The organism is Salmonella sp. SA15303, assembly GCF_029962125.1.
In the GTDB taxonomy this organism is placed as follows: domain Bacteria; phylum Pseudomonadota; class Gammaproteobacteria; order Enterobacterales; family Enterobacteriaceae; genus Salmonella; species Salmonella enterica.
On record NZ_CP123924.1, the window covers coordinates 3948444 to 3962006 of the forward strand.

General features: G+C 53.8%; 13 protein-coding genes. 3 read left to right on the top strand and 10 right to left on the bottom strand.

All coding sequences use genetic code 11. The annotated features are described in order from the left end of the window. The first annotated feature begins 38 nt into the window (after positions 1-38). Both caiD and caiE read left to right on the top strand, forming a co-directional pair. Complete coding sequence (gene caiD, locus QEN31_RS19475) at positions 39-824, top strand: crotonobetainyl-CoA hydratase (protein WP_000004385.1); 786 nt, start codon at positions 39-41, stop codon at positions 822-824. 108 nt (positions 825-932) lie between these two features. Beyond that, the gene (gene caiE, locus QEN31_RS19480; RefSeq protein ID WP_099949717.1) at positions 933-1529 is read left to right on the top strand and encodes a carnitine operon protein CaiE; all 597 of its coding nucleotides are present in this window, start codon (positions 933-935) and stop codon (positions 1527-1529) included. Positions 1530-1605: 76 nt separating this feature from the next. On the opposite strand, the gene caiF is transcribed toward caiE, so the two are convergent. From caiF to carA, 3 genes are all read right to left on the bottom strand, one after another. Beyond that, the gene (caiF, locus tag QEN31_RS19485) at positions 1606-2001 is read right to left on the bottom strand and encodes a carnitine metabolism transcriptional regulator CaiF (RefSeq protein ID WP_000333324.1); all 396 of its coding nucleotides are present in this window, start codon (positions 1999-2001) and stop codon (positions 1606-1608) included. 273 nt (positions 2002-2274) lie between these two features. Further along, the gene (gene carB, locus QEN31_RS19490; protein ID WP_001126305.1) at positions 2275-5502 is read right to left on the bottom strand and encodes a carbamoyl-phosphate synthase large subunit; all 3228 of its coding nucleotides are present in this window, start codon (positions 5500-5502) and stop codon (positions 2275-2277) included. A gap of 18 nt (positions 5503-5520) precedes the next feature. Next, a complete protein-coding gene (carA, locus tag QEN31_RS19495; protein WP_000597287.1) occupies positions 5521-6669 on the bottom strand; it encodes a glutamine-hydrolyzing carbamoyl-phosphate synthase small subunit in 1149 nt (382 codons plus the stop codon). Between the two features lie 639 nt (positions 6670-7308). Between carA and QEN31_RS19500 the strand changes: the two genes are divergently transcribed. Next, positions 7309-7584, top strand: coding sequence for a hypothetical protein (locus QEN31_RS19500; protein WP_000355307.1), 276 nt, complete (start codon positions 7309-7311; stop codon positions 7582-7584). 154 nt (positions 7585-7738) lie between these two features. Here the strand turns inward: QEN31_RS19500 and tnpA are convergent, their stop codons facing one another. The 7 genes from tnpA to citD form a co-directional block, all read right to left on the bottom strand. After that, positions 7739-8197: an IS200/IS605-like element IS200F family transposase gene (gene tnpA / locus QEN31_RS19505; RefSeq protein ID WP_000502119.1), complete on the bottom strand. Its 459-nt coding sequence runs from the start codon at positions 8195-8197 to the stop codon at positions 7739-7741. Between the two features lie 223 nt (positions 8198-8420). After that, on the bottom strand, positions 8421-9242 hold the full coding sequence (gene dapB, locus QEN31_RS19510; protein WP_000544031.1) for a 4-hydroxy-tetrahydrodipicolinate reductase: 822 nt from the start codon (positions 9240-9242) through the stop codon (positions 8421-8423). A 179-nt stretch (positions 9243-9421) separates the two neighbouring features. Then, positions 9422-10330: a triphosphoribosyl-dephospho-CoA synthase CitG gene (gene citG / locus QEN31_RS19515; protein ID WP_001103238.1), complete on the bottom strand. Its 909-nt coding sequence runs from the start codon at positions 10328-10330 to the stop codon at positions 9422-9424. Beyond that, the gene (gene citX, locus QEN31_RS19520) at positions 10308-10859 is read right to left on the bottom strand and encodes a citrate lyase holo-[acyl-carrier protein] synthase (RefSeq protein WP_000679040.1); all 552 of its coding nucleotides are present in this window, start codon (positions 10857-10859) and stop codon (positions 10308-10310) included. Before citX ends, citG begins: the two co-directional genes overlap by 23 nt. After that, entirely contained in the window at positions 10859-12379 is a 1521-nt protein-coding gene (gene citF / locus QEN31_RS19525; RefSeq protein ID WP_000665573.1) for a citrate lyase subunit alpha, read from the bottom strand. The genes citX and citF overlap by 1 nt, the downstream gene beginning before the upstream one ends. A gap of 10 nt (positions 12380-12389) precedes the next feature. Further along, on the bottom strand, positions 12390-13259 hold the full coding sequence (gene citE, locus QEN31_RS19530) for a citrate (pro-3S)-lyase subunit beta (protein ID WP_001247811.1): 870 nt from the start codon (positions 13257-13259) through the stop codon (positions 12390-12392). After that, positions 13256-13549 carry a citrate lyase acyl carrier protein gene (gene citD, locus QEN31_RS19535; RefSeq protein ID WP_000691461.1) on the bottom strand — a complete coding sequence of 98 codons (294 nt, stop codon included), beginning with the start codon at positions 13547-13549 and terminating at the stop codon, positions 13256-13258. Before citD ends, citE begins: the two co-directional genes overlap by 4 nt. Positions 13550-13563 lie beyond the last annotated feature (14 nt).

A 13563-nucleotide genomic window follows, 5' to 3' on the forward strand; every position in this document is an offset into this window, starting at 1 on the left:
TCCCTCCCGCCGGAAAACTATTTATCTGGAGATGAACTATGAGTGAGTCATTACATCTGACCCGTAACGGCCCGATCCTGGAAATTACCCTCGACCGACCTAAAGCGAATGCCATTGACGCCAAAACCAGCTTTGCAATGGGTGAAGCTTTTCTTAATTTCCGTGACGATCCGGAATTACGCGTAGCAATCATTACCGGCGGCGGGGAGAAATTCTTTTCTGCTGGCTGGGACTTAAAAGCGGCAGCGGAAGGTGAAGCGCCGGATGCCGATTTTGGTCCCGGCGGCTTTGCCGGTTTAACCGAAATATTTGACCTCGATAAGCCGGTTATCGCCGCGGTGAACGGCTACGCGTTTGGCGGCGGTTTTGAGCTGGCGCTGGCGGCGGACTTTATTGTCTGCGCCGAAAACGCCAGCTTCGCGCTGCCGGAAGCCAAGCTCGGCATCGTGCCTGACAGCGGCGGCGTATTGCGTCTGCCTAAGCTGCTGCCACCGGCTATCGTCAACGAAATGGTAATGACCGGCAGACGAATGAGCGCCGAAGAAGCGCTGCGTTGGGGAGTCGTGAACCGCGTTGTCAGCCAGAGCGAACTGATGGAGAGTGCGCGCGAACTGGCGCAACAACTGGTCAATAGCGCCCCGCTGGCTATCGCGGCGCTGAAAGAGATTTATCGCGCGACCAGCGAAATGCCGGTAGAAGAAGGCTACCGCTACATCCGCAGCGGCGTACTGAAGCATTATCCGTCGGTGCTGCATTCAGAAGATGCGCTCGAAGGACCGCAGGCATTTGCCGAAAAACGCGATCCGGTGTGGAAAGGTCGTTAATGTGACTATGCCGGATGGCGCTTCGCTTATCCGGCCTACAGCACATGCGCAACCGTAGACCGGATAAGGTGTTTACGCCGCCATCCGGCAAAAAACCGAGGTACAACTATGAGCTATTACGCCTTTGAAGGACTGATCCCGGTGGTGCATCCGGACGCGTTTGTCCACCCCAGCGCCGTGCTGATTGGCGATGTCATCGTGGGCGCCGGTGTTTATATTGGCCCACTCGCGTCATTGCGTGGGGATTATGGTCGCCTGATCCTGGAGGCAGGCTCTAATCTGCAGGATGGCTGCATTATGCATGGCTACTGCGATACCGATACCATCGTGCATGAAAACGGCCATATCGGCCACGGCGCTATTTTACATGGCTGCGTGGTGGAACGGGACGCCCTGGTCGGCATGAATAGCGTCATTATGGACGGCGCAGTGATTGGCGAAGAGAGCATTGTCGCCGCCATGAGTTTTGTCAAAGCCGGATTTCAGGGTGAGGCAAGGCAACTCCTGGTGGGATCACCGGCGCGCGTACTACGCCAGGTTACGGACCAGGAGCTGCACTGGAAACACCTCAATACCAAAGAATATCAGGATCTTGCGATCCGTTGTCGAACGGGGTTATCTGAAACGAAGCCGTTAACGCAGGCCGAAGAAAACCGACCGCGCCTGAAAGGCACGACGGACGTGAAGCCAAAATCAGCACAGTAATTGATGCCGGATGCGCTCACGCTTATCCGGCCTACGCGTCAATTACCGTTTACCCCGCCAGCAGGTAAACAGACAATTAGCGACGCATACTCTTGGAGAGCATCATCTGCCATTTCTGCTCACGGTTTAGCTCTGTGGGGGGAACGGCAGACAGCCGCGGCGCTTTCGCCACGCTCACTTTTCTTTCCTGCAAATTATGATTCAATCGGCGATAGAGTTGAGAGTCGATACTCACGACTTTCACCAGACGCTGGCACTGGCAGCCTCGTCCTGCAATTTGGTTAGGGATCATCTTCACTTCACAAACAATTTCCCCCACTTCTGACAGAATATAGGAGAGCGTATTAATTGCTTTGCAATGTTCAATATCAAATTGACGGGAAATCTCCCTGGCAGTGATCCATCGGTTCTCTGCCATCATCCAGTCAGCAATTAACAAATAAAGCGGTCTTTCAACATATTTTTCACACATAAGCACACCATTTCACAAATTAAAAATCTGGCTACGGCCTGTCCAAACTAATAAAAACTAAGCCATATTAAAATTGTGGATATGCAAGATAGTATGCGACTTAAATATTGATTAGTGTGAGCAATATCGTGCTTATTACATTGAAAATGTGGTTACGGAAACGGACTTCTCCAGGAATGACCTTACGCAAGATAAAAAAAGGGTTTCTTTACAGAAACCCTTTCAACATTATATTACAGGTCCGGTTAGAGCAATATCCGCCGGACCCTTTGTTTACGACTTTTTGATCTGCGCGTGCATTTCCTGCACCGAGGTTACCTTCTCGGTGGCATCGGCATTGAGCGCCATCGTCGTGGCAAAACCGCCGTTCAGCGTGGTGTCATAATGCACTTTATACTGCAGCGCGCTGCGGCGAATCACCCTGGAGTCTTCAATCGCGCGGCGACCTGCGGTGGTGTTGATAATATAGGTATATTCGCCATTCTTGATACGGTCCTGAATGTGCGGACGACCTTCGTGCACCTTGTTCACCAGACGCGGGTTGATACCGGCTTCGCCCAGCACAATCGCCGTACCGTGGGTGGCATCCAGCTCAAAGCCCTGTTTCAGCAGCTTGGCGGCGAGATCCACCACGCGCTCTTTGTCGCCTTCGCGGACGGAGAGCAGCGCACGGCCCTGTTTCTTCATGGTGGAGTTACTGCCCAGCTGCGCCTTAGCGAACGCTTCCGCGAAGGTACGGCCCACGCCCATCACTTCCCCGGTGGAGCGCATTTCTGGCCCTAACAGCGGGTCAACGCCGGGGAATTTGTTGAACGGCAGCACCACTTCTTTCACCGAGTAGTACGGCGGGATAATTTCTTGGGTCACGCCCTGCTCGGTCAGCGATTTGCCGGCCATCACGCGCGCCGCCACTTTCGCCAGCGGAACGCCGGTGGCTTTGGAGACGAACGGTACGGTACGCGCCGCACGCGGGTTGACTTCAATCAGGTAGACTTCGTTGTCCTTGACCGCAAACTGCACGTTCATCAGGCCGCGCACCTGCAACTCGAAGGCCAGCTTCTGCACCTGCTGGCGCATCACGTCCTGAATTTCCTGGCTCAGCGTGTAGGCCGGCAGGGAACAGGCGGAGTCGCCGGAGTGTACGCCCGCCTGCTCAATGTGCTCCATAATGCCGCCAATCAGCACCATTTCGCCGTCGCAGATAGCGTCCACGTCCACTTCAACCGCGTCATCAAGGAAGCGGTCCAGCAGCACCGGCGCATCGTTAGAGACGCTGACCGCCGTCTGGAAGTAGCGACGCAGGTCGGCTTCGTCATAGACAATTTCCATCGCCCGACCGCCCAGCACGTAAGAAGGACGTACCACCAGCGGGTAGCCGATCTCTTTCGCTTTTTCGACAGCCTGTTCAATGGCGGTGACGGTGGCGTTGGCCGGTTGCTTCAGCTTCAGACGGTCAACCGCGTGCTGGAAGCGCTCGCGGTCTTCCGCGCGGTCGATGGCGTCCGGGCTGGTGCCGATTACCGGCACACCTGCCGCTTCCAGCGCGCGCGCCAGCTTCAGCGGCGTCTGGCCGCCGTACTGCACGATAACGCCTTTCGGCTTCTCGATGCGCACGATTTCCAGCACGTCTTCCAGCGTGACCGGCTCGAAGTACAGACGGTCGGAAGTGTCGTAGTCGGTGGAGACGGTTTCCGGGTTACAGTTGACCATAATGGTCTCGTAACCGTCTTCGCGCAGCGCCAGCGAGGCGTGTACGCAGCAGTAGTCAAATTCGATACCCTGGCCGATACGGTTCGGGCCGCCGCCGAGGACCATGATTTTATCGCGGTCAATGGACGGGTTCGCTTCGCACTCATCTTCATAAGTGGAGTACATATAGGCGGTGTCGGTGGCGAATTCCGCCGCGCAGGTATCCACACGCTTGTAGACCGGGTGCAGGTCATACTGGTCGCGCAGTTTGCGGATTTCCGCCTCGCGCACGCCCGCCAATTTTGCCAGACGCGCATCGGCAAAACCTTTACGCTTGAGCTGACGCAGGAAGTCGGCGTTGAGGCCAGTAATCCCGACTTCAGCCACTTTCTCTTCCAGACGCACCAGCTCTTCAATTTGCACCAGGAACCAGCGGTCGATGTTGGTCAGGTTAAAGACGCCATCGACGGAGAGGCCTGCGCGGAAAGCATCGGCGATGTACCAGATACGATCTGCGCCCGCGTCTTTCAGCTCGCGGCGGATTTTGGTCAGCGCTTCCGGGTCGTCGAGGCTCACTTTCGGGTCAAAACCGGTGGCGCCGACTTCCAGGCCGCGCAGCGCTTTTTGCAGGGATTCCTGCTGCGTGCGGCCAATCGCCATCACTTCTCCGACCGATTTCATCTGGGTGGTCAGACGGTCGTTGGCACCGGCGAATTTCTCAAAGTTAAAGCGCGGAATTTTAGTAACCACATAGTCGATGGACGGCTCGAAGGAGGCCGGAGTGCGCCCGCCGGTGATGTCGTTCATCAGTTCGTCAAGGGTGTAACCTACCGCCAGTTTGGCGGCCACTTTGGCAATCGGGAAACCGGTGGCTTTCGACGCCAGCGCCGAGGAGCGGGATACGCGCGGGTTCATTTCGATAACGATCAGACGGCCGTTTTTCGGGTTCACTGCGAACTGGACGTTAGAACCGCCGGTTTCGACGCCGATTTCACGCAGTACCGCCATCGAGGCGTTACGCATGATTTGGTATTCTTTGTCGGTCAGCGTCTGTGCCGGGGCCACGGTGATGGAGTCACCGGTGTGGATACCCATCGCATCGAAGTTTTCGATAGAGCAGACGATGATGCAGTTGTCGTTTTTATCACGCACCACTTCCATCTCGTACTCTTTCCAGCCGATCAGCGATTCATCAATCAGCAGCTCGTTGGTTGGCGAGAGGTCCAGACCGCGTTCGCAGATTTCTTCGAACTCTTCACGGTTGTAAGCGATACCGCCGCCGGTGCCGCCCATGGTAAAGCTAGGCCGGATGATGCACGGGAAGCCCACGTCAGCGGCAACCGCCAGCGCTTCTTCCATAGTGTGCGCGATACCGGAACGCGCGGTGTCGAGACCAATTTTCTTCATCGCGATATCGAAGCGACGACGGTCTTCGGCTTTATCAATGGCGTCGGCGGTCGCACCAATCATGGTGACGCCGAACTCTTCCAGCACGCCCTGCCGCTCCAGCTCCAGCGCGCAGTTCAGCGCGGTCTGGCCGCCCATGGTCGGCAGCACCGCATCCGGACGCTCTTTTTCAATGATTTTGCGCACCACTTCCCAGTGAATCGGCTCGATGTAGGTGGCATCGGCCATTTCCGGGTCGGTCATGATGGTGGCCGGGTTGGAGTTCACCAGAATGACGCGATAGCCCTCTTCGCGCAGGGCTTTACACGCCTGAGCGCCGGAGTAGTCAAACTCACACGCCTGACCGATAACAATCGGGCCCGCGCCCAGAATCAGGATGCTTTTTATATCTGTACGTTTTGGCATGGCTCTTATTACTCCTGATTATTTCGCGGACTGACGGTATTGCTCAATAAGCTCGATAAAGTGGTCGAACAGCGGCGCCGCATCGTGCGGGCCGGGGCTCGCCTCCGGGTGGCCCTGGAAGCTGAACGCCGGTTTGTCGGTACGGTGAATCCCTTGCAGGGTGCCGTCGAACAGCGACTTGTGGGTCACGCGCAGGTTGGCGGGCAGCGAGTCTTCATCCACCGCAAAGCCGTGGTTCTGCGCGGTGATCATTACCACGTTTCTGTCCATATCTTTTACCGGATGGTTGCCGCCGTGATGGCCGAACTTCATCTTAACGGTCTTCGCACCGCTCGCCAGCGCCAGTAGCTGATGACCGAGGCAGATGCCAAATAGCGGAATGTCGGTTTCGAGGAATTTCTGGATAGCAGTAATCGCGTAGTCGCACGGAGCCGGGTCGCCAGGGCCGTTTGACAGGAAGATGCCGTCCGGATTCATTTTCAGCACCTCTTCAGCAGAGGTTTGCGCTGGCACCACCGTCAGGCGGCAGCCGCGATCCACCAGCATACGCAGGATGTTGCGCTTCGCGCCGAAATCATAGGCCACCACATGGAACGGCAGGTCATCCTCAGATTTCGCTTCCGGTAAACCGTCTTTCAGCGTCCAGCTACCCTGCGTCCAGCGGTAAGTTTCCGCCGTGGTCACTTCTTTCGCCAGATCCATACCGTTAAGTCCAGGAAATGCTTTCGCTTTTTCCAGCGCCAGCTTCGCATCCGGGCTATCGCCTGCAATGATGCAGCCGTTCTGTGCGCCTTTCTCACGCAGCAGTCGGGTCAGCTTGCGGGTATCGATATCAGCAATCGCCACAATGTTATGCCGTTTGAGGTAAGAAGAGAGGTCTTCGGTGTTACGGAAGTTGCTGGCAATCAACGGCAGATCGCGAATCACTAAACCTTGCGCATGAACCTGAGAGGATTCTTCATCGGCTTTATTGGTGCCGACATTACCAATATGGGGATAAGTAAGAGTGACGATTTGGCGGGAATAGGAAGGATCAGTGAGGATTTCTTGATAACCGGTCATTGAAGTATTGAAAACGACTTCCCCAACCGCCGAACCCGTTGCCCCAATGGCCCGACCGTGAAACTGGGTTCCGTCTTCCAGAACCAATAGCGCTGACTTAATCAAAACACCCTCCAGAGAATATTCACTCACTTTATTTGCATATTAATTCATTCAGTCAGTATGAAGCAATGCAAATTTGCTTACCCGTGGATTTCTGGCAAACGGCGGCATTCTGAAGTTAAGCCGGATAAAAGTCAACTTAAAGAGGGTGTTTTTTATGTTATTTTGCACATTATAAGGAAGTTATTCTGTTTAAGAGGCAAAAAGATCAACTAAGTTACGATAGAAAACGCTTGCGCTTCCTTGAGTTCGCAAAAAACTGGCTGGCATGATAAAAAGTGGACCAAATGGTCAAATTTGACATTAAAACAACAAAAAACAACGATAAAAACTCACTTAATAGCCATCAATGCCATTAAATGCATAAAAATTCAAAATCAAGAAAGTTAACGACAAAAAAATTTTAAAAATCAATATATTAAAAATATAAAAAACAAATCAAATGCATCATAAAATCAACAAAAAACAGCAAATTAAGACAATGTAATAAGAATTACAATCGCGATATAAAGATCCAGCTTCTTTTTCTTTAAGACAGGCACATACGATTGGACCACAACCAGCCTCACTACAGCATAAAAAAGCCAACCTATTGAAGCAAAAGAGATAAAACGCCCCCCGAGGAACAGCACTCCCCCTCCGATGGATATCAGTCTTATCAGTCTGGTCGAGGTGCCTTTTGCATACGGTAAGGCGCTGCGGCTGAATATGACTAACGTCAGTTCAGGCAGTAATTTTTTCCCGTTGAACGTAATGACCCGTACCGATGCGTCTGAAGGGCCAATTAACCGCATTTATCGTAATGGCAATTACGTCACGCAAATGGATGCCGTTGGCCCGGATGTCTTTAAACGGACTATTCTTAACGCGAAAACAACGGCAGAACATGCCGTGGGCGAAGAAACTGTCGAAACATGAATGGTGAAAGGCGTTATTTATCTGACCGAATAACCGGGGGGCAAAAATAAATATCCTCCGGCATAGCCGGAGGTTTTTCAGATGCGCCTATAAGGCTCTCTTACCAGCCGCGCCCTAACAGGCGCATACGATCTGACATTTGCATCAAACTTCGTTACTTACGGCCCGTAAACGGGCTGCCCGGATACGGGATCGATAATTGCTCACCCATTTTATCCTCTTCAAGCTGGTGCTTTATGTAGTCCTGTATCTTCGCCGTGTTCTTACCCACCGTATCGACATAGTACCCTCTGCACCAGAACTCCCTGTTCCTGTATTTGAATTTTAGATCCCCAAACTGCTCGTAAAGCATCAGACTACTTTTACCCTTCAGATATCCCATGAAACTCGACACACTCATCTTCGGCGGGATCTCCAGAAGCATGTGAATATGATCTGCACAACATTCTGCTTCCAGAATTCGTACGTTTTTCCATTCACACAATTTTCTTAATATGCTGCCTACTGCCCTACGCTTCTCTCCATAGAACGCTTGTCTTCGGTATTTGGGCGCGAAAACTATGTGATATTTACAGTTCCATCGGGTGTGCGCTAAGCTCTTTTCGTCCCCCATTGGGACCCCCTTTTGATTTCTTGTTGAACTTTTGCAGTTGCCAGACCGCAAGATGTTTTAACAAATCAAAAGGGGTTTTAATAACTGGCTTAAAGCTGAAAGCTTTCCGGAACCCCCAGCCTAGCTGGGGGTTTTCCATAGACAACAAAAGGGCAATAATATATTGCCCTTTGTAATCAATTAATCTTGATTACCACAACCACATCACGAAGGTATTTAGTCGCTATAATACATCCAGCCCCAGCACATCCCGCATGTCAAATAGCCCATTTTTCTTCGTTTTTAGCCATAACGCCGATCGCAACGCGCCATTTGCAAACGTCATGCGGCTGGAAGCTTTATGCGTAATCTCTACGCGCTCGCCAATATCGGCAAACATCGCGGTATGTTCGCCGACGATGTCGCCCGCCCGAACGGTCGCAAAGCCAATCGTGCCCGCTACGCGCTCGCCGGTATAACCTTCACGCGAGTAGACCGCGCAGTCCTTCAGATTTTTATCCAGCGCCCCGGCGATTGCCTCGCCCATTGCCAGCGCCGTACCCGACGGTGCATCCACTTTATGGCGGTGGTGCGCTTCAATAATTTCAATATCGCTATAGTCGCCCATTACCTTCGCGGCTTTCTCCAGCAGCTTGAGCATGACGTTAACGCCGACGCTAAAGTTTGCGGCGAAAACGATCGCAATCTCTTGTGACGCCTCGCGAATGGCTTGTTTACCGGCGTCGTCAAAGCCGGTAGTACCAATCACCATCCCTTTACCATGCTGGCGGCAAAACGCCAGATGCGTCAACGTGCCTTCCGGACGGGTAAAATCGATGAAAACGTCAAAATCATCTTTTACCGCCTCAAGGCTGCTTTGAACGATCACGCCGGACTTTCCCGCCCCTGCCAGTTCGCCAGCATCGCTGCCCAGCAAGGAAGAGCCTTCGCGCTCCAGCGCGGCACCCAGCTGAACACCTTCCATCGCCATGGCGGCCTGGATTAACTGCCGTCCCATGCGGCCACCGGCGCCGGCAATGGCGACGCGGATTTGTGCTTCATGCATAGCTATTCTCTTTTGTAAAAATTGCGTAAACCGTTTTCAGAGTAACCAGCGCGCCCGGAGGCCGCCATCTAAAATCGCCGATAATTAGAAATTAATGATAAACAGGGAGCGATATCAGTAAAAGACATGATTCATCCCGCAGGATGAATCATTGCTGGAGAGAATGAAAGAAGAGAAACTTACTCAGGATAGAGGGAACCGGCAGGAAAATGACTTAAAAACCAGGTCACTGCCAGTAAATCCGCGCTACCGCCAGGGCTTAAGTTACGCAGGATGAGTTCATCATCGAGGGACTGCATCGCTTCAATGCCCCCCTCAACCAATACGCCCCCTTGCCACAACAATTTTTGTGCCTGCTGCTGCACGTAGTAAAGCCCTTCCAGGCCTCCCCGTGACACCAGATTGGTATCATCATTCCACGCCATCAGATGCAACAATGTTTGCAGTAGGGCAAGATGGGTATCGTCATGCTCCTGCACGACCCGGTTAAACACCGGCAAAGCCTGCGTTCTGACGGTTCGAAAACCGCTTTCCGCTTCTCCCCGCGCGCCCGACAGGCCATAACACTGGAAATGGGTTTCACTCTTTGTCAGTTTTCCCGCTTTTTTTGCTGAGAGCTCGTGGGCAACAATATTCCGACTCAGGCGGGCAACCTGGTCGCAGATACGATTTTGCTCCAACGGTTCTCCCCGCGCGAGAAGTCGGCCAATCGCTGCGCTCAGCAGGCCAAAAGCGAAAATCGCCCCGCGATGGGTATTCACACCATTGGTCGCCTGTAGCATATCGTTCTCACAGGCCATCCCCAGCGGACGCAGCATCACCAGGACATTTTCTGCCGCCAGCGCCGCCGTGTTGTTGCCCATGATAAAAAACTTTTCCATCCACGGAGCAATGGCGGTAGTGCTACGTTCAAATGCCGCCAGATCCATATCCCTATGCGCTCCCGAATTACGAATATCGACCAGACCGGGTTTTGGTGTCAGCCTGGCTTCCGTCAGCAGCGCTCTTGCAACCAACCCATTAAGTTCGCCAGCCGCCAGCGATGAGTACGCTGGCGTACGCCGTTCAGTCACAACGCTCACGTTCATAGCATTCAATCCTTCGTGCAATTTCATCCAACAAAAGGTCAAGGGTGTGATGCTTGCCCCGGGCACAGAGATGAGCATCCTGCTGGCATATCAAACATGGCCGGGCAGGATGCCCGAGTTCACGGCGTGATAGCGACTTACCGTCGCTATCAATAATGTCGATGTCCCAAAGCCGCCCTAACGGATGGCTCATCTCCAGTGTCGACATGTGCTGTTTCAACGCCATTGCCGGCGCACAGACCGCTGCCATCCATTCCGGGCCGCTGCGTTCATTTACCTGCATTTCCCAGACGTTGACCCACTCCATCTGTTCGCAAAGCGCCAGTATTTCGGCAATTGCGTAATCGGCGACACGCCGCCAGACCGCTGAGTTTTTAACGGCGCCCGGTGCAACCAGCGTGAGGGAAATCAACGGTAGCCGATAGCAGTTCAACGCCTGACGCTGCCTGGCGGCACGTTTATCGCGCGCTTGTAGCATCTCCTCCAGCGTAACTGCCTGGCCCAGGTACAACAGGTCTGTGCCCTTCATCAGCCTTTAACCTGGCGAATCACGTCAATCACTGAACCGTCGCGATAACGCACCACAGCCACCACCCGATCGGTAAACTCAATCGGCTGCGGTTTACCGGTCAGTTGCTCAGCGCGCTGTTGCAGTTGTTCGATGGTCATCAGCGCCACGCCCGCAGCACGCAGGTTATCAAGCAGATCCTGACGCGCGGGGTTCACCGCAATACCATGGTCGGTAACCAGCACATCAACACTTGCCCCAGGCGTGACGGTAGTCAGCACTTTTTCCACCACGCATGGGATTCGGCCACGGACCAGCGGTGCGGTAATAATGGTGAGATCGGCCCCTGCTGCCGTATCGCTATGGCCGCCCGATGCGCCACGCAGTACGCCGTTTGAACCGGTCATCACGTTAACGTTAAAATTCACGTCAATTTCCAGCGCGCTCAGCATCACCACGTTCAGGCGTTCGCATGCCGCGCCTTTAGAGGCGGGGTTAGCGTATTGATTGGTCGAAATTTCAATATGATGCGGGTTCTGCGCCAGCGAACGGGCTGCATCGCCATCGAATGATTGCGTATCCAGCAGCGCTTTGATCAACCCTTTCTCATGCAGATCCACCATGGTGCCGGTGATCCCACCCAGGCCAAAACTCGCCGTAATGTTGTGGCGACGCATTTTGTCTTCCAGGAAACGGGTGACCGCCAGAGAAGCGCCACCGGTGCCGGTTTGCAGCGAGAAACCATCACAAAAATAACCTGAGTGTTCGATCACATTGGCCGCCTGCCGGGCGATCAACAGTTCACGCGGGTTGCTGGACAGACGAATCGCACCCGCGGTGATTTTTTCCGGATCCCCTACTTCGTCCACCTGTACGATCAAATCAACCTGATCCTGCGCGATACTGGCCGGATAATTGGGGAATTCGACCCACTCTTCAGTCAGGAGCACCACACATTTAGCGTACTGCGCATCAACCTGCGCATACCCCAAAGAGCCGCAGCGTGACTTGCCGCTAAAGCCGTTAGCATTACCAAATTCATCGCAGCACGGCACGCCGAGGAAAGCGACATCAATATTCAGCTCACCGCTCTGAATCAGCTTTACGCGGCCGCCGTGAGAGTGGATCTGTACCGGGTTTTCCATCAGGCCAGCGGAGATCTCTTCCCCTAACTTGCCGCGCAGCCCGGAGGTGTAAATCTGCCGCACCACGCCATTTTTAATGTGTTCGATAAGCGGCCAGTGGGCATCAATTAATGAGCTGGAGGCAAGCGTCAGATCGCGGAATCCCATTTCCGCCAGCTTCGCCATCACCATATTGACGACTTTGTCGCCACCACGAAACGCATGGTGGAAGGATATCGTCATGCCATTTTTAAGCCCGGAACGACGGATAGCCTCTTCAAGCGAGTCACAAATTTTACGCCGACGCTTTTCCGTTTCACTGGCAAGCCACGGGCTGTTCGCTGTTACCCCCTGGTAGGGCTGTAATCCTTCCGGTACGACATATTGCTGGTTGAGCATGGTTACAGTCTCTTTCATGGTTCCTTCCTTAATCACGAATACCGGAAGCCGACAGCGCCACCACTTTGCGCGCGTGGTCGATAATCGGGCCGTCAATCATTTTGCCGTTGAGTGAAACGACGCCCAGACCGCGAGACTCAGCCTCTTCAGCGGCGGCAATCACCTCATACGCATGCTCAACTTCTTTACGTGTCGGAGAATAAGCCTGATGTAACAGCTCAATCTGACGTGGGTTCACTAAGGACTTACCGTTAAAACCAAGCCCTTTCGCCAACTGCACTTCCTTCAGGAAGCCTTCTTCATTATTGATATCCGACCAAACGACATCATAGGCGGCAATACCCGCAACGCGCGCCGCATGCAGCACTGCGCAGCGGGCGTAGAACAGCTCGGTGCCATCGCCCCGGCTGGTGCCCATATCCATCACGTAATCAAATGCCGCCAGCGCAATTGCCACCATGCGCGGGCTGGAGGTGGCGATGTCGACGGCATTGACCACGCCTTTCGCTGATTCGATCGCCGCCATCAGCCTGGTACTGCCGACCTCGCGTCCACATTCACGTTCGATCCGTTCGACCTGCGCTTCCAGCTCCAGCACATCGTTTTTGCTGTCGGTTTTCGGCAGACGCACGATATCCGCGCCACCACGCACGACGGCTTCAAGATCGGCCAGACCAAACGGCGTGTTCAGTGGATTAATGCGCACCACTTTTTCAACATCCTGATAGAACGGATGTTGAAGCGCGTGATGGACTAAAAGACGGGCGGTATCTTTCTCACGTAACGCTACGGCGTCTTCTAAGTCGAACATCACCGCGTCCGCACCGTAGACAAACGAGGTGCTCAACATGGCCGCATTTGCGCCGGGGATAAACAACATACTGCGACGTGGTCTCATAACGCACTCCATTGAATTTCCGTTTGTTCTGCAGCGCGTAACGCCGCCGCCTGCACTCGGGCGCGTAAAATGCACTCCAGCGCGCCTTTGTCATCGACGCTAACCAGCGCGCGTTCAACGCCCAGCTTCGCCAGCGTTTCGCGCACCACCTGCTCAATCGCCGCGCCAAACTGCTGCTTCACCAGACTCTCTAGCTCCAGCCGAATTCCTGGCTCGCTGGATGGACCAATCCTGATCATCACATCGCTGGATTCCAGCGTGCCTGCCAGGGCATCTTTAATGATTTTCATTAGTTATGTTCCTT